The 15,355-nt window shown below is 49.1% G+C and carries 16 protein-coding genes; 13 read left to right on the top strand and 3 right to left on the bottom strand.

The features are described 5' to 3' along the window. Positions 1–58: 58 nt before the first annotated feature. From ACXN9U_RS15330 to liaR, 11 genes are all read left to right on the top strand, one after another. Complete coding sequence (locus tag ACXN9U_RS15330; RefSeq protein ID WP_060964299.1) at positions 59–1,003, top strand: ABC transporter substrate-binding protein; 945 nt, start codon at positions 59–61, stop codon at positions 1,001–1,003. Further along, the gene (locus tag ACXN9U_RS15325) at positions 966–2,012 is read left to right on the top strand and encodes a FecCD family ABC transporter permease (RefSeq protein WP_489201862.1); all 1,047 of its coding nucleotides are present in this window, start codon (positions 966–968) and stop codon (positions 2,010–2,012) included. The genes ACXN9U_RS15330 and ACXN9U_RS15325 overlap by 38 nt, the downstream gene beginning before the upstream one ends. Beyond that, positions 2,009–3,235: an ABC transporter ATP-binding protein gene (locus ACXN9U_RS15320; RefSeq protein WP_489201861.1), complete on the top strand. Its 1,227-nt coding sequence runs from the start codon at positions 2,009–2,011 to the stop codon at positions 3,233–3,235. The genes ACXN9U_RS15325 and ACXN9U_RS15320 overlap by 4 nt, the downstream gene beginning before the upstream one ends. Continuing rightward, on the top strand, positions 3,232–3,801 hold the full coding sequence (locus ACXN9U_RS15315) for a cob(I)yrinic acid a,c-diamide adenosyltransferase (RefSeq protein WP_489201860.1): 570 nt from the start codon (positions 3,232–3,234) through the stop codon (positions 3,799–3,801). Before ACXN9U_RS15320 ends, ACXN9U_RS15315 begins: the two co-directional genes overlap by 4 nt. 163 nt (positions 3,802–3,964) lie before the next feature. Continuing rightward, entirely contained in the window at positions 3,965–5,233 is a 1,269-nt protein-coding gene (locus ACXN9U_RS15310; protein ID WP_438420616.1) for an MFS transporter, read from the top strand. A gap of 167 nt (positions 5,234–5,400) precedes the next feature. Further along, the gene (locus ACXN9U_RS15305) at positions 5,401–5,781 is read left to right on the top strand and encodes a protein liaI (protein WP_438420615.1); all 381 of its coding nucleotides are present in this window, start codon (positions 5,401–5,403) and stop codon (positions 5,779–5,781) included. A 13-nt stretch (positions 5,782–5,794) separates the two neighbouring features. Beyond that, positions 5,795–6,472 carry a stress responsive protein LiaH gene (gene liaH / locus ACXN9U_RS15300; protein ID WP_489201859.1) on the top strand — a complete coding sequence of 226 codons (678 nt, stop codon included), beginning with the start codon at positions 5,795–5,797 and terminating at the stop codon, positions 6,470–6,472. 105 nt (positions 6,473–6,577) lie between these two features. Then, positions 6,578–7,447 (top strand): LiaG family protein, encoded by an 870-nt coding sequence (gene liaG / locus ACXN9U_RS15295; protein WP_489201858.1) that lies wholly within the window; start codon positions 6,578–6,580, stop codon positions 7,445–7,447. Between the two features lie 29 nt (positions 7,448–7,476). Further along, positions 7,477–8,208: a cell wall-active antibiotics response protein LiaF gene (gene liaF / locus ACXN9U_RS15290; RefSeq protein WP_016937971.1), complete on the top strand. Its 732-nt coding sequence runs from the start codon at positions 7,477–7,479 to the stop codon at positions 8,206–8,208. Further along, complete coding sequence (gene liaS / locus ACXN9U_RS15285; RefSeq protein ID WP_489201857.1) at positions 8,205–9,287, top strand: two-component system sensor histidine kinase LiaS; 1,083 nt, start codon at positions 8,205–8,207, stop codon at positions 9,285–9,287. Before liaF ends, liaS begins: the two co-directional genes overlap by 4 nt. Next, positions 9,265–9,897 carry a two-component system response regulator LiaR gene (liaR, locus tag ACXN9U_RS15280; protein WP_060964308.1) on the top strand — a complete coding sequence of 211 codons (633 nt, stop codon included), beginning with the start codon at positions 9,265–9,267 and terminating at the stop codon, positions 9,895–9,897. The genes liaS and liaR overlap by 23 nt, the downstream gene beginning before the upstream one ends. A gap of 43 nt (positions 9,898–9,940) precedes the next feature. Here the strand turns inward: liaR and ACXN9U_RS15275 are convergent, their stop codons facing one another. From ACXN9U_RS15275 to gerAA, 3 genes are read right to left on the bottom strand one after another with little or no spacing between them, the layout of a single operon-like run. After that, positions 9,941–11,053 (bottom strand): Ger(x)C family spore germination protein, encoded by a 1,113-nt coding sequence (locus tag ACXN9U_RS15275; protein ID WP_159354563.1) that lies wholly within the window; start codon positions 11,051–11,053, stop codon positions 9,941–9,943. Beyond that, a complete protein-coding gene (locus ACXN9U_RS15270) occupies positions 11,050–12,150 on the bottom strand; it encodes a spore germination protein (protein WP_060964310.1) in 1,101 nt (366 codons plus the stop codon). Before ACXN9U_RS15270 ends, ACXN9U_RS15275 begins: the two co-directional genes overlap by 4 nt. Further along, positions 12,125–13,567, bottom strand: a complete 1,443-nt coding sequence (gerAA, locus tag ACXN9U_RS15265) for a spore germination receptor protein GerAA (RefSeq protein WP_159354720.1) — start codon at positions 13,565–13,567, stop codon at positions 12,125–12,127. Before gerAA ends, ACXN9U_RS15270 begins: the two co-directional genes overlap by 26 nt. A gap of 116 nt (positions 13,568–13,683) precedes the next feature. On the opposite strand from gerAA, the gene ACXN9U_RS15260 reads away from it, so the two are divergent. After that, on the top strand, positions 13,684–13,869 hold the full coding sequence (locus tag ACXN9U_RS15260; protein ID WP_003151806.1) for a YvzF family protein: 186 nt from the start codon (positions 13,684–13,686) through the stop codon (positions 13,867–13,869). Positions 13,870–13,936: 67 nt separating this feature from the next. Beyond that, positions 13,937–15,325 (top strand): class II fumarate hydratase, encoded by a 1,389-nt coding sequence (fumC, locus tag ACXN9U_RS15255; protein WP_489201856.1) that lies wholly within the window; start codon positions 13,937–13,939, stop codon positions 15,323–15,325. Positions 15,326–15,355 lie beyond the last annotated feature (30 nt).

The raw sequence follows: 15,355 nt of genomic DNA, 5'->3' as shown, positions 1-15,355 counted from the left end.
AAAAGGATACGAATGTCAAGAAGACAATCGTTTACCATAATCAGGGGGAGTTAAAAGAATGAAGAAGATCACTGCCGTCTGGGCGGCGCTCTTTGTCACCGCCGTTGTGACCGCCGGCTGTTCCGGCGCGCAAGAAGAAGGAAACCCGGCAAAACAAAAAGCCGTTTCAACCGAGGCATTCCCGGTAACCATCAAGGATGCCGCAAATGACAAAGTAACCATGAAGCAGGCGCCGGAAAAAATTGTCTCCCTCATGCCGAGCAATACGGAAATTACATACGCGCTCGGACTGGGAGATAAGATCGCAGGCGTCACGACAAATGATACATATCCGAAAGAAGCTGTAAAAAAACCGAAAGTCGGAGATATGAATGTAAACGCTGAGAAAGTCATCGCGCTGAAGCCGGATCTCGTGCTGGCCCACGCGTCCTCAATGTCCGCTTCCGCCGATGCGATGAAGCAGTTAAAAGATGCGGGCATCACCGTCTTAACGGTCAATGATGCGCAATCGTTCCAAGATGTGTACAAATCAATCAGTATGATCGGAAAAGCAGCCGGCAAAGAAAAGCAGGCGGACAAGCTGATTAAAAAGATGAAATCCGACCTTTCCGGCATAGAAAAGAAAGCGGCGGCGATTTCTGAAAAAGATGAAAAGAAAGTATTCGTCGAGGTTTCTCCTGACGGCTATACAACGGGAAAGGGCACGTTTATGAACGAAATGCTTGAAGATATACATGCGAAAAACGCCGCCGGCAGCCAGACCGGCTGGGTGCAGCTGACGGATGAAGCGATTGTCAAAATGAATCCGGACGTCATCATTACGACAGACGGCGTAAAGGCCGCTGAAGTGGAAAAACGCGCCGGCTGGGGTGCCGTCAATGCGGTCAAACACCACAACGTCTATTCTGTTGATCCTGACCTTGTCACACGCTCAGGCCCGCGCCTTGTAAAAGGGGTCGAGAAGCTTGCGGAAAGCGTTTATCCTGAAACGTTTAAAAAGTAACCGGCCGCTGGCTTACGCGGCCAGCCTGCTGTTTTTAGCCGTTTGTGCGGCGCTTGGCATTTCAATCGGCAGTCTGCATATTCCTTTATCCGACGTTTTTTGGATCGGGGTCGGCCGGACATCCTCGGCTGACCCTATGTATGTCAATATTATGATGAATATCCGCCTGCCGAGAGTCGTTCTGGCCGCCCTTGTCGGAGCCGCATTATCCATTGCGGGAGCGGCGTTTCAGGGACTTCTGAAAAATCCGCTCGCCGACCCTTATACACTCGGGGTGTCTTCGGGAGCTTCGGCGGGAGCCGTGATCACCTTGTTTTTCGGCCTCCAGATTCCCGTCATCGGCCGATTCACACTTCCGGTTGTCAGCATCGCCGCAGCCATTGCGGTCATGGCGGCGGTTCTGTTTTTCAGCCGTCTCGTTCATGCGTCGATGTCTGTTTCGACGCTCATTTTGACAGGCATCATTATGAATTCTTTTCTCGGAGCTCTCATTTCGCTTGTGATCGCCTTAACGGGAAATGACCTGCTCCCGATTGTCCGCTGGCTGTTAGGAAGCGTGTCAATGAGAGGCTGGGGCTATGTCGCGCTGTTTCTGCCTTTTTTTCTGGCCGGGACGGCGCTTCTGCTTATCAATGGCAGAGAATTAAACATTATGACTTATGGAGAAGAAAAGGCAAGGCTGTTAGGCGTCAGTACGGAAAAAAGAAAATGGCTGATGATCGCTGCCGGATCTCTGCTGACGGGGGGAGCGGTTGCCGTATCGGGGACAATCGGATTTGTCGGCCTTGTCATTCCCCATGTGACACGGCTTTTATGGGGAACGGATCATCGCCATTTACTCCCGCTGTCAGCATTGACGGGCGCCGGTTTTCTCATTTTGGCTGATTTGTTTTCCCGCACCGTCATTGAACCTGTCGAATTGCCGATCGGCATTATGACGGCTTTGGCGGGAGCGCCTGTATTTGCCTTGATTCTGCTTCGCCAGCATCATGGAGGGAAACGCTTATGATCAGGGTGAGCGGCCTGTCCGGCGGGTACGGAGGCCGGATGATTGTAGAGGATGTCAGCTTTACCGCCGGAAAGGGTGAATTTGTCGGCATACTCGGTCCGAACGGCTCAGGAAAAACAACGCTGATGAAATTGCTGACGGGGATGCTTTCTCCGTCAAAAGGCGAGGTGCTTGTCGCAGGCAGGCCAGTGAGCAGATACAAGCCGCGGGAGCTTGCGAAAATCATGGCTGTTTTGCCGCAGCATACGGAGCAAGCCTTTTCATTTACCGTGAAGGAAACGGTGTCTTTCGGCAGATACCCGTATCAAAAAGGACTCTTCAGACAGATGGATCAACATGACGAAGACATTGTCCGGGAAGCGATGGAAATGACCGGCATCGACCGATATGCGCAGCAATCCGTCCGCAATCTGAGCGGCGGGGAGCGGCAGCGCGTCTTTCTGGCGCAGGCGCTGGCTCAGCAGCCTGAGGTGCTGTGTCTGGATGAGCCGACGACATTTCTTGATCTCAAATATCAAAAAGACCTGCTTGATACGGTGAAGCGGCTGACGAGAGAAAGCGGCCTGACGGTCATCAGTATTTTTCACGACCTCAACGCTGCAGGACAATACTGTGATCAGCTCCTCATGATGAAAGACGGACGTGCTTTTTCGAAGCAGACGCCGGATCAGGCTTTGAAAAAAGAAACGATTGAAGACATTTACGGCATCACCGTCAGTGCTGTCGGCCAAAAAGCGTCACCGAAACCGCTGATCGCCTTCATGCCGGAAGTGCGGGAGGAAAGAGAGTCTGTCAGCGCTTCGTTCGCCTCTTTGATAAACAAAAGCGGAAATACCGTAAAGCTTCAGACAGACCGTCCGTTCAGAATGTTGTCAACCGCATCTGACGGCTCAGGCTTTTCGTGGAGCCGCCGGCTTACCGGCTCAGCGGCGGCTGGTTTTGTCTGCCGGACGTTTGATTCGATAACGATTGCCGTGACCGCCAGGCACACCGTTTGGGCACTCATCAGCGGCCGCTTATCTGAACAAGGCTTTGTACGTCTGTTAACGGCAGCGGCGGAAGCGAGAATGCAGGCTCTTTCCGGCAGACAGGCAAACGGCGACATTGTCATTTGTGCCTTGCAGACAGGAAAGGTAATGGACGTCCGCCATGCGGAAAAAGCTGTGAGAAGAGGAACCGCGGCATGTGTAAAAGCGGCGGAAGAAGGAGGAACAAAACGATGAAGCTGTATACGAAAACCGGCGATAAAGGACAGACAAGCCTGATCGGCGGCAGAACGGATAAAGACAGTCTGCGGGTTGAAAGCTACGGGACGATCGATGAGCTGAACAGCTTTATCGGGCTTGCGCTTGCGGAGCTTGCTGATTGTGAGAATTGCGGTGATCTGAAAGCCGAACTTCGAAATATTCAGCACGAGCTGTTTGACTGCGGCGGCGACTTGGCGACTGTCACTGAGAATAAGAGCTATACATTAAGAGAGAAATCTATTACCGTACTGGAAGACTGCATAGATCGTTATACCGCTGAAGCGCCTCCGCTTGAAAAATTTATTCTTCCGGGCGGGCATAAGGCGGCTGCTCAGCTTCACATCGCGCGGACTGTCACAAGACGGGCGGAGCGTCTCATCGTGAAACTTGGCAAAACAGAAGAGATAAATGACACGGTGATGCGTTACTTGAACCGCCTGTCTGATTATTTTTTCGCGGCGGCAAGAGCAGTCAACGCAAGACATGGCGTGAAAGATATAGAGTATGAAAGAAGCGCCGCAGTATTCCGTGAAGATGAATAACGTTTTGATTCAGCCGGCGAGAGGAAGCCGGCTGTTTTTAACGGCGATATCCATCAATTGAACCCTTATTGCCAGAAGGAAAATGTATCTTATGCATTATTGACTGAAAAATTTAAAAATGAGATATTATAAGAAACATGTAAAAAAATGGGGGATTTGATAGATGGATACAAATCATAAGAGCGAGAGCATCTGGAATAAAAATTTCACCTTTCTGTTTATCTCAAGGCTTGTTAAATTGTCGGGAGACGGTTTTGCCTTTAATTCCATTCTCTGGTTTTTGATTTTTGACGGTGAAGGGGCGATCGGCACGGCGCTGTTAATTGCGGTTACGTTCCTTCCGGAGGCGATGCTGGCGCCGATTACCGGGCCTTTTATGAAGCAGCATACGCTGAAATTCTGGATGTATTTTTCAGACCTCACGCGCGCGGCGGTCGTGTTAATCATTCCGGTCTGTTATTTTAACGGTTTTTCTCCTTTATGGTTTGTGATGCTTCTCATGATTGTGCATTCAGCCACCGGAGCCGCTTATAATCCTGCATCTATCTCTTTAATCCCCAATATTGTCGGAGAAAACAGCCTGCAGAAAGCGAATGCGGTCATCCAGTCATCAGGCCAGATCGTCAGGCTTGCCGCCGTTACGCTGAGCGGAGTGTTTTTAACATTTATCAGTCCCGCTTATTCTTTGTTTATCGCACTTATATTCTATCTTCTATCAGGTTTTCTCGTACTCTTTATGTCATACCAAGTTCAGCGTGACAAACAGGATACCGCCGCCGTCAGACAGCGCGGGACGTATTTCGGAAGGCTTAAACGGGGTTTTGTGCTCGTCCGAAAACACCAGATTTTATACCCGCTCGCCATCTATTGTATTTTCATGAACTTTGCGGCCGCTCCGTGGGAGGCGCTTTCCGCCGTTTACGTCGCTGAAGATTTACATATGCCGCCGATCATTTACTCGCTTCTGAAAGCGACAGGCACGGGCGGAGCCTTTTTAATGGGTTTTATTTTGGCTAAGGTGAAGGTGAACAAATACGGTCTCCTGTTTGTGTCAGCGGGAATCATAGAAGGGGCGGCATTTTTCATCACCGGCATCAACACGTTTCTGCCGCTCGTCTTCCTTGCGGCGTTTGCGTTCGGTTCCGCCGTCAGCGCCATAAATGTGCCGGAGTATACCATCATTCAAACGTCTGTGGATCATGATGATCAGCCGCAGGTCTATGCCGTCATCCATATGATCTCCAACATATCCATTCCGCTCGGTGCGGTTCTTTGCGGATATGCGGCTAACGCCTTCGGGCCCGGAAAAGTCATTGCCGCCGGCGGTCTCGTTGAAGTCCTGTCAGGTCTCGGGATATTGTTCTTTACGAAGCTTGCCAAAGCGGAACGCACTGATCTCATCAAGGAAAAAGAAGCGAGCATCAGAATATAGCATTCTTGTAAAACGCCCTGCGCCGTCCGGTGCAGCGGCGTTTTTTTGATGTTAGGGTCGGGGGGCTTATACGACTCCGGTCTGATATGAAAATCAATCTCTGACTCGTTTTGCCGGCCGCGGGATTTGTTTATAGTAAAGACAAGGAAATCGAAAGGAGGATCTGCATGAATATAAATATAAAAACGGCAGGCGGCTTTCTGCTGATTGTGTTCGGACTTTCTGTCTTTTTCGGAGGAGGCCACTTCGCGTTTATCATCCCGCTGGCGATCGGAGGCCTGATGCTTTACTGGGGAATCAAACGTTTTTCAAAAGGCCGGGCGGTGTCCGGTATCATCGCAAGCGTCATCGGAGCTATGATTCTTGTCGGCTCTCTTCCATTTATCGTTGCTATCGGGCTGGCTGGCGCTATGGTGTATTTCGGCTGGAAGATGATGAAGCAGGGCGGCTCAGACACCGCTTCCCGCCAGTATGAACCGGAAGCGTCATCACCGGGCTATCAATCAGGCTTTGACTCTGAATGGGAAGAATTTTTGAAGAAAAAATAAGGAGGAAGACAAAATGGTCTTAAAAAGAATAAGAGATATGTTCGTCGCATCTGTTAACGAAGGGCTTGATAAACTAGAAAATCCGAAAGTTATGCTGAATCAATATGTGCGTGATATGGAAAGTGACATCGCCAAGGCGAAACAAACGATTGTCAAACAGCACACGATCGTCCATCAGTTTAAGAAAAAACAGGAGGACGCTTCCGAAACGGCGGCAAAGCGGAAAAATCAGGCTCAGCTTGCCTTTGACGCCGGGGAAGAGGAGCTTGCGAAAAAGGCTCTGACTGAAATGAAATACCTTGAGGGAAAAGCGGCCGAACATGAAAAAGCGTACGAGCAGGCGAAAACACAGCTGGCCGAGCTGAAAGAACAGCTGGAAACCCTGGAAACGCGTCTTCGCGACGTAAAGGATAAAAAACAGGCGCTCATCGCCCGCGCCAACGCGGCAAAAGTGAAGGAACATATGAACGCTTCTTTTGACAAGATTGACAGCGAAAGCGCCTACAGAGAGTTTCTCCGAATGGAAAACCGCATTGAAGAAATGGAAGTCCGCGTCAAATACGGCACTTCGGCTGAGGCGAATACAGAACACAGCCGCTCGCAATATTCGGACGAGGTCGAAGCTGAGCTTGAAAAAATGCGCTCGCTTTCTCTGGAAAAAGCAGAGCATCAAAAAGCGGCTCATGAATAATGTGCACAAGGGAAGGTCGGCGTTTTTACGCCTCTTCCCTATACGCACGTATCAATTATCCGGCTTTTCCTTTATAATAAAATGAATGAAAAAGGATGGAACGTAATGAAGCGTAAGATTGCCAAAGGGCTGATGGCGGCGTCCGTTCTGATCTGCTGTCTGTTTTTGGTGAAAGAAGTGTTTGCCGGGCGTTTGTTTCTGCTGTACGAAACAGAATCGGTATCGGCAAGCGTGCCGCCTCATGCCGTCAAAAGCCTGTCCGTTTCGTCGGAACAGACGGATGTGAAAATCATTGCGGAAGAGCGGAATGACATCGCGGCAAACATGACCGGACCGGCGGGGAAAATGTTTGTCCAAAGCAGGGGGAAAACCCTCAATCTCAAAGCGAAGGAGAAAGGATTCCAATTTTTGAATCTCTTTCAGCGTCCTCTGCTGATTGTCCGCATCCCGTATGAGTATCATCAGGACATCACCGTCCAAACATCAGGCGGAAGTATTTCCGTTGACGGAAACAAGGGGCTGTCTCTTGCGCATTTCGGCGTCCGTTCTGTAAGCGGGAACATATCGCTGAAGCATGTGAAGACGGATGTGTTTAAAGCGAAAGGGCTGTCGGGCGATCTCGAAGCAGCCGATCTTGCGGCTGAAACGGCGGAAGTCCGCTCATCCTCAGGACATACCGGGCTTCATCATGTGACGGGAGCCCTTGACGTGAGGGTCGCTTCCGGCAGTGTCGACGCCTCGCTTGAGACGGCGAACGCTCCCGTATCCGTCAGGCTTGCGAGCGGCAGCGCAGCCATCAGCCTGCCGAAAGACGGGAATTTTACAGTAAACGCCGAAACGGCAAGCGGAAGGATTCAGCCGTCCTATTCCTTTGAGAAAACGAGTAAGGAAGGCGGGACCTTCACCGGCATGAAAGGCAGCGGCGTCAGGCCGATAGATATAAAAGTGACGAGCGGCAATATTGCACTGCAATAGACAAGGAAAAGGAGGGGCAAGCAGCTGACATGGCAAAAAAACAGATTCTCGGACTTATCATCGCCTTATTAGGCGTCAGCATGTTTTTACGTATTATCGGCATCGGCGACTTCCTGTTTTGGCCGCTCTTTTTTCTGATCACAGGCTATATTTTTAATAAATACTCCCGCGGCTGGCTCGGCTCCGTCCTGTATATCTTTGCCGCTTTTTTATTTTTGAGAAACCTGTTCAGCGCCACCTTCAGCCTGTTCGGCTATGCCTTCGCCGCCTTTCTCATTTACGCGGGCTACAGGCTCCTGAAAGGAAAGCGCGTATTTGAGCATAAAGAAAAGAAAATCAGCCTTGAAAAAGAAGAGCAGCCAAAGCCTGCCGTACAGCCGGAAAGCAGACAGCCGGATCTCCGGAGCTTTTTTATCGGCGAGCTGCGCATGATGAAGGACCCGTTTGAGCTGAATGATTTAAATGTTTCCGGATTTATCGGTGATGTGAAAATTGATCTCTCAAAGGCGATGATACCTGAAGGAGAAAGCACGATGACAATCAGCGGCGTCATCGGCAATGTTGATGTGTACGTCCCGTCCGATATCGAAGTGTCCGTCAGTTCATCAGCTTTTATCGGCGATATGAACCTGCTCGGCTCTAAGAAAAGCGGCATGAGCACGAATCTGTATAAAGTGTCTTCTGAGTACGGCGACTCGCCGCGGCGGATTAAAATATCAATTTCTCTATTCATCGGCGATGTGGATGTGAAGTATTTATGAGGAAAAAATTACTCGCCAATATTCAGTGGCGCGCCATGCGGATGACCGCGGGGCTCAGTCTGCTCCTATGCGCGGTGTTTATTGCGCTGATGCTGCTGTATTACGGGCTTGATCCGATGCTTTTGTTTTCTTCCGGCTGGTTCGGTATTCCGTTTGTGGTCATCCTGCTTTTGGCGTCCCTTTCAGCCGGACTGATTTCCGGTTATGTATACGGCGGCCGTCTGAAAACAAGAATGGATACAATGATTGAAGCAGTTTTGAAGTTTGAAAACGGCAATTTCGCTTATCGGGTGCCGCCGCTCGGTGATGATGAAATCGGTCTGGCGGCAGACCAGCTCAACGAAATGGCCAAGCGGGTCGAGCTGCAGGTCACATCGCTGCAAAAGCTTTCCAACGAGCGGGCGGAATGGCAGGATCAAATGAAAAAATCGGTCATCACTGAAGAACGCCAGCGGCTGGCGCGCGATCTGCACGATGCCGTCAGCCAGCAGCTCTTTGCCATCTCTATGATGACATCCGCCGTCTTAGAGCAGGTGAAAGATGCGGATGACAAAATCGTCAAACGGATTCGCATGGTTGAACATATGGCGGGGGAAGCGCAAAACGAAATGCGGGCGTTGCTATTGCATCTGCGGCCCGTCACCTTAGAAGGAAAAGGCTTGAAAGAAGGGCTGATTGAGCTGTTAAAAGAGTTCAAAGCGAAGCAGCCGCTTGATATTGTTTGGAATATCAGCGACACGGGTGTGTCAAAAGGCGTTGAAGACCATCTGTTCCGAATCGTACAAGAGGCGCTTTCCAACGTTTTCAGGCATTCAAAGGCGACCAAGGTCACTGTCAGACTCGGCGCGAAACATCAAAAACTTCAGCTTAAAGTCATTGATAACGGGGCGGGTTTTACAATGGATCAAGTCAAAGCGTCCTCTTACGGTCTGCATTCCATCAAGGAAAGAGCGAGCGAAATCGGCGGCATAGCGGAAATTATCTCCGTGAAGGGAAAAGGCACGCAGATCGACGTGAAAGTCCCGATTTACCAGAAAACAAAAGGAGAGAACGACAGTGATTCGAGTGTTACTGATTGATGATCATGAAATGGTCAGGATGGGTCTGGCCGCGTTTTTAGAAGCACAGCCGGACATTGAAGTCGCCGGTGAAGCATCAGACGGACAGCAGGGTGTCGATCTGGCCGCCGCGCTTTTGCCGGATGTGATTTTAATGGATCTTGTCATGGACGGCATGGACGGCATCGAAGCGACAAAACAGATCTGCGCCAAACTCGATGACCCGAAAATCATCGTGCTGACGAGCTTTATTGATGACGATAAAGTGTATCCGGTAATCGAAGCGGGAGCGCTCAGCTATTTGCTGAAAACGTCCAAGGCGGCGGAAATAGCCGAAGCCATCAGAGCGGCTGCCAAGGGCGAACCGAAGCTTGAATCGAAGGTGGCGGGAAAAGTGCTGTCAAGGCTGCGCCATTCAGAGAATCAGTTTCCGCATGAAACGCTGACAAAGAGAGAACTGGAAATCCTCTGTCTCGTCGCGGAAGGCAAGACGAATAAAGAGATTGGGGACGAGCTGTTCATAACGATTAAAACGGTGAAAACCCACATCACGAATATATTGTCAAAGCTTGATGTCAGTGACCGCACGCAGGCCGCCGTATATGCCCACCGCAATCATCTCGTGAAATAAAAAATGGAGAGCGGCGCTATGCACACTCTCCCCGCAGGACAGGTCATTGGGACATTCCTTTTGTTCCGAAATCTCTGACGGCGACTTTGACTTTGTATTCAATATCTGATTCACTGAAATGACGGTCCCAGTCAGAGGCCACCTTTTGCCATTTATCGGGGTAATGAATACGGACCTGATCGCCTAACCCGGTAATATCCACTTTTAAATCATGCTGCAGATAATCGATAAATGTCATGACATCAGAATGGATGCTTCGTTTTACCGCGTTTTTGATTTCATTTATATAGGACTCCTTGAAGGAATCTTCTTTCGGGTTCCAATCCTCAGACAGGCGGCCTTCAACAAACCGGGTGACGATAAACTTGAATTTCCCGTTTTTGTATTGTGTTTTCACATCATATTTGCTGGAAAATACCTCGAAGGATAAATAATAATTGTCATGCTTTGCAAACGTGACGCCTCCCTTTACCGTGCCTGTGAACAGGTTCATATTCTGGACTTGTAAAGGCGTTAAATTTGCATACCAGAATTTATTTTTTATAATGGTTGCGCCCCAGATTTCCAGCCTGCTGCCCACTTTGCGCACTTGAGGCAGGACAAAGGTCTCGTTCTGGGCGATTTTCTCGGATATATCCCCTAATGTCACAGGTTCCATCATCCGTATGGTGACGGAATTATTTTCCGTTAAGTCATAGATGGTATTTGACGCAGGCTCCCCCTGGTCGGTGACATTGAAAATATCTTTCGTTTTATCCGGCACCGTCATCACATTGCAGCTTCTTCTCGTTCCGCTGTCTCTGACAAACTGGTTCATTAATGCGTCAAACGGGATGTTGCCCTTTAACAGCGCTTCGGAAAACAGCATGATGCGCAAGTGCTGGGAGAAAGAGGGATGGTTTTTTAACGATGCCGTCCTTAAGGCTTGGTGAACGGTTTCCCCGGAAGTGGAAGTCACCTTTGTCGGATTGCTTGATGTCGACTGCTGGGAACTTGCTTTTTGCGGGATCAGAATCTGCTGCGTCACTTCCACGTTTTCTTCCTCAGGTTTATCGAGCCCGACTCCGATAACGAGGCTCAAGTCTTCTATATTACGGCTGTCCCAGCATCCCGTCAAAAGCAATGAGCAAAGAAAGATTACGATGTATTTCTTCATTGCGCTTTTTTCACCTTCCTTTTCACAGCGACGACTGCAAACATCAGTAAAGGCAGCAAAAAGAAACCTAAGAAGATATAGCCGAGAATATCACTGAACATCATCAGCTTGTTGGCGTCCTTTGGCATCAATGACCCTAAGAATGTCGCAATCCCTACGAAGATGATGCCTTTTTTCTGCTTCAGCCCGAAAATTTTATGAAGGCCTGATGTCGCGAAATATCCGTACGATACATAGGTGGCGAAAAATTGGATAATCCAGACAGCAAGTAAAAAGGACTCGAACCGTTCGATAAAAAGCCCTTTGATTTCAAATGATTGAAAGAGCGCGATCGTAGGCCAGATCATTGTTTTGACATCCTGGGTGGTTAAGGCGCCGACGACGAGCACGTAGGTAATGATGTATAAAATAATCGGGATGCCAAAGCCCATGGCCGACATGCGGAACATATGCTGTTTATTTTTAAGGTGCTTGGGGAGAAACAGCATAATTTCAATGCCCAAGAAGGAAACAGAAATGACGGTCAAAGAAGCCATAACGGGAGAAAATCCCTGACCGAGCACCGGCTGCAGGTTGTCTATATCAAATATTTTAAAACTGAAGGAAAACAGCACCAGCAAAATAATAATCGTAAACGTCAAATAAAAAGGAAAGAGCCTGCCGATATCATTCATGCCGCCGATAATCAAATAAACGGAACAGGCGATAAAGATAAACAGCGTGACCGGCACGGGCGTTCTTTCCAATAAAAAGAACTTGACCATTTCCGCCATCGCCCGGGCTTCAAAGCTGGCGACTCCTATAAAATAGAGACAGATCGCCAGGTTGACGATATTTCCCGCCCATTTGCCGAGACCTTCATTCATATAATCAAAAAACGATCCATACTGATGTTTTTTCATAATGAGCGTATTGAGATAAATCAATAAAATAAAGATGACGCCTTCCAGACATAATGTGATCCAGCCGTCCGGCGAATTTGCCCTTGCTGACAGCGACCGGGGCATGGTGAGGAGCCCCGCACCGAGCATCGTGTTGGCAATCAATGCCGTCCCTTGATAGTTTGTAAGTTTATTGTGAGTTGTTTTCTGGCTCATTTACGTTTTTCGCCTCTTTTGGTTGATTTTTAATAGGGAGACGGAGAATGGAGTGTCTTGCGTTTTTTAAGCTGAAAAACCCATTTGGCGAGAAATACGGAGAACCGAAGCTTCGCTGTCTCGATAAATGAGTGTATATCGCCAGCATAAATAAAATCATGCCGTACAGCCCGAATGCTGCCGCAGCAAACATTGAAATGAAACGAAGCACACGGAATGAAAGCCCCATTCCGTACTGCGGCACCGTAAATGAAGCGAGCGCGACAATGCTGACCACGATGACCATGATGGAACTGACAATATTTGCTTCAACGGCCGCCTGGCCGATGACGACTCCGCCCACCAGTCCGATCGTCTGGCCGAGCGGGTTAGGGAGCCTCAAACCCGCCTCTCTCAGCAGTTCTATCGTAATTTCCATCACCATCGCTTCAATGATGGGCTGGAAGGGAACGTTTTCTCTGTTCGCCGAGATAGTGACTGCAAGCGGCGTCGGCAGAAGCCCTTGGTGAAACGAGACGAGGGCGATATAAATGGCTGAAAAAAACAGCGTGATAAAAATAGACGTAAACCGCAGCGCCCGAATGAGCGAGGCGGAAATCCACCGTTCATAATAATCGTCGGGAGACTGCATTAAAATGCCTAAAGTAGCCGGAACCACCAGCGCAAACGGTGAGTTGTCGACAAGGATGGCGACGCGGCCGTTAAACAAGGCGGAGGAGACTTTATCAGGCCGTTCCGTATTTTGTATTTGCGGAAACGGCGAATACTTATTATCCTCAATAAGCTCTTCAAGCGTCCCCGAATCCTGAATGTCGTCCAGCTTCACTTCGCTGAGGCGTTTTAAAACATCGCTGACGACAGACGGGTCAGCCTCATCATCTATGTACATGACAGTGGCGTATTTTAACTTGCTTTCTCCGAGCGGAACCTTTTTCGTTTTCAGCTTCGGATGGTTCGTCCGCTGCCTGATCATGGCGACGTTTGTATCAGAATCCTCTATGAAAGCGACCTTAGGCCCTCTTACAACCTTTTCGGAGGTAGGTTCTGTCACGCTTCTTTTTTCTCTTTTTCCCGTGGAAAGAATGTATACGTTGTCAAGGCCGTTAATAAACACGGCGCATTTCCCCCGCAGAATGGAAGTGACGGCTTCTTTCGCCGCAGTGACGGGACGGGCGTCAATCTGATCAAGACGCTTCGTCACTGCCTCCAGCGTCAGGGTGTCTTCTCCCTGCAGCAGCGTTTCAATCGCTTCTTTTATTTTGTCTTCATCGTTCATTTCACTCAGATACATATAATAAAAAACAAGCCCGTTCGGAAGCATCTTTTTATTTTGAACCAGGTCATCGTTCGGCTCTAGGTGGGGCAGCACCATAGCCAGGTTTATGTGTATGTATTCCTTGAATTCCGATTGCGCCATCAACTGTCACCCGCCTTCCATTCCTTAATTGAGGTTATCTTTTCCTGTTAAAAAAATGATATACTATGATAAAGTAATTAATGGTACAAGTTTTTTTATGAAAGCGGAGGAGAGATGTGGCACAAGTCAGACTGGCAGGAAATGCCGAAGAAATAGAGCAGCTCATCAAATCATTTGAAGCGCATTACGAAGTAGCTTACACGTCGAAGGAATACCGAAAAACAAATCCGAAGTACAAATACTCTAAGGATTCGCGCGTCTATCTTGAGCTGAAATTAAAAACGGCCAAGGCCGAAAAATAAAAAGGGTTTCATCGGTTACTGGCGAATAATACTCAGGGTGAAGCAACTGTTATGGAGGGATACATAAATGGACTACAGAATTGAAAAAGACACCATGGGAGAAGTTAAAGTTCCGGCAGATAAATTTTGGGGCGCTCAGACACAGCGCAGCAAAGAGAACTTCAAAATCGGTTCAGAAAAAATGCCTCAGCGTGTTGTGAAGGCGTTTGCAATTTTAAAAAGAAGCACGGCGATCGCTAACGAACGCCTCGGCAATTTAGAGTCTGAAAAAGCACAGGCGATTGCCGCTGTATGTGATGACGTATTAAACGGCAAATACGACGATAACTTTCCGCTCGTTGTCTGGCAGACGGGAAGCGGCACACAAAGCAACATGAATATGAACGAAGTGGTGGCCAACCGCGCGGCTGCTTTATTGAAAGAAAAAAATTCTGATCTGAAGATTCATCCGAATGATGATGTCAACCGCAGCCAAAGCTCAAACGATACATTCCCGACGGCGATGCACGTTGCGGCGGTCCTTGCCGTATATGAGCAGCTCGTTCCGGCCCTTGATCAGCTGCGCGCGACACTTGACGAAAAAGCGAAAGCGTATCAAGACATTGTGAAAATCGGACGCACGCATTTGCAGGACGCGACTCCGCTGACACTCGGACAGGAAATCAGCGGCTGGGTATACATGCTTGACCGTTCGAAAGAAATGATTCTTGAGTCAACGGAAAAAATCCGCGCGCTTGCGATCGGCGGCACGGCAGTCGGTACGGGAATCAACGCCCACCCGCAGTTCGGTGAATTCGTCGCGGAAGAAATCACAAAAGTAACGGGGCAGACATTTAAAAGCTCGCCTAACAAATTCCATGCGCTGACAAGCCATGATGAAATCACTCACGTTCACGGCGCGTTAAAAGCATTGGCTGCCGACCTGATGAAGATTGCCAACGATGTCAGATGGCTGGCAAGCGGCCCGCGCTGCGGAATCGGCGAAATCGTCATTCCTGAAAATGAGCCGGGAAGCTCTATCATGCCGGGCAAAGTCAACCCGACGCAAAGTGAGGCGCTGACAATGATCGCCGCGCAAGTGATGGGAAATGACGCGACAATCGGATTTGCGGCCAGCCAAGGAAACTTCGAGCTGAACGTCTTCAAGCCGGTTATCATTTATAACTTCCTGCAGACAGTGCAGCTTCTCAGTGACGGAATGAATTCCTTCCATGACAAATGCGCTGTCGGTATTGAGCCGAACCAGGAAACCATTCAGGAAAACCTTTCTAACTCATTAATGCTTGTCACGGCGCTTAACCCGCACATCGGTTATGAAAACGCCGCAAAAATCGCCAAGCTTGCCCATAAAGAAGGCCTGACGCTGAAAGAAGCGGCATTACAGCTGAACCTTCTGACAGAAGAACAATTTAATGAAATGGTGCGTCCGGAAGATATGGTGCACCCGAAAGCATAAACAGAAAGAACGGCTGCAGTCATTGCGGCC

The organism is Bacillus sp. BACIII, from assembly GCF_057836745.1.
Note: the sequence above shows the minus strand (reverse complement) of the source record. Positions and strands in the feature narration are given on the sequence as shown.

Coding starts and splice junctions, on each gene's coding strand:
- ACXN9U_RS15330 (WP_060964299.1), top strand. CDS start 59: ATGAAGAAGATCACTGCCGTCTGGGCGGCGCTCTTTGTCACCGCCGTT.
- ACXN9U_RS15320 (WP_489201861.1), top strand. CDS start 2,009: ATGATCAGGGTGAGCGGCCTGTCCGGCGGGTACGGAGGCCGGATGATT.
- ACXN9U_RS15315 (WP_489201860.1), top strand. CDS start 3,232: ATGAAGCTGTATACGAAAACCGGCGATAAAGGACAGACAAGCCTGATC.
- ACXN9U_RS15310 (WP_438420616.1), top strand. CDS start 3,965: ATGGATACAAATCATAAGAGCGAGAGCATCTGGAATAAAAATTTCACC.
- ACXN9U_RS15305 (WP_438420615.1), top strand. CDS start 5,401: ATGAATATAAATATAAAAACGGCAGGCGGCTTTCTGCTGATTGTGTTC.
- liaH (WP_489201859.1), top strand. CDS start 5,795: ATGGTCTTAAAAAGAATAAGAGATATGTTCGTCGCATCTGTTAACGAA.
- liaG (WP_489201858.1), top strand. CDS start 6,578: ATGAAGCGTAAGATTGCCAAAGGGCTGATGGCGGCGTCCGTTCTGATC.
- liaF (WP_016937971.1), top strand. CDS start 7,477: ATGGCAAAAAAACAGATTCTCGGACTTATCATCGCCTTATTAGGCGTC.
- liaS (WP_489201857.1), top strand. CDS start 8,205: ATGAGGAAAAAATTACTCGCCAATATTCAGTGGCGCGCCATGCGGATG.
- ACXN9U_RS15275 (WP_159354563.1), bottom strand. CDS start 11,053: ATGAAGAAATACATCGTAATCTTTCTTTGCTCATTGCTTTTGACGGGA.
- ACXN9U_RS15270 (WP_060964310.1), bottom strand. CDS start 12,150: ATGAGCCAGAAAACAACTCACAATAAACTTACAAACTATCAAGGGACG.
- gerAA (WP_159354720.1), bottom strand. CDS start 13,567: ATGGCGCAATCGGAATTCAAGGAATACATACACATAAACCTGGCTATG.
- fumC (WP_489201856.1), top strand. CDS start 13,937: ATGGACTACAGAATTGAAAAAGACACCATGGGAGAAGTTAAAGTTCCG.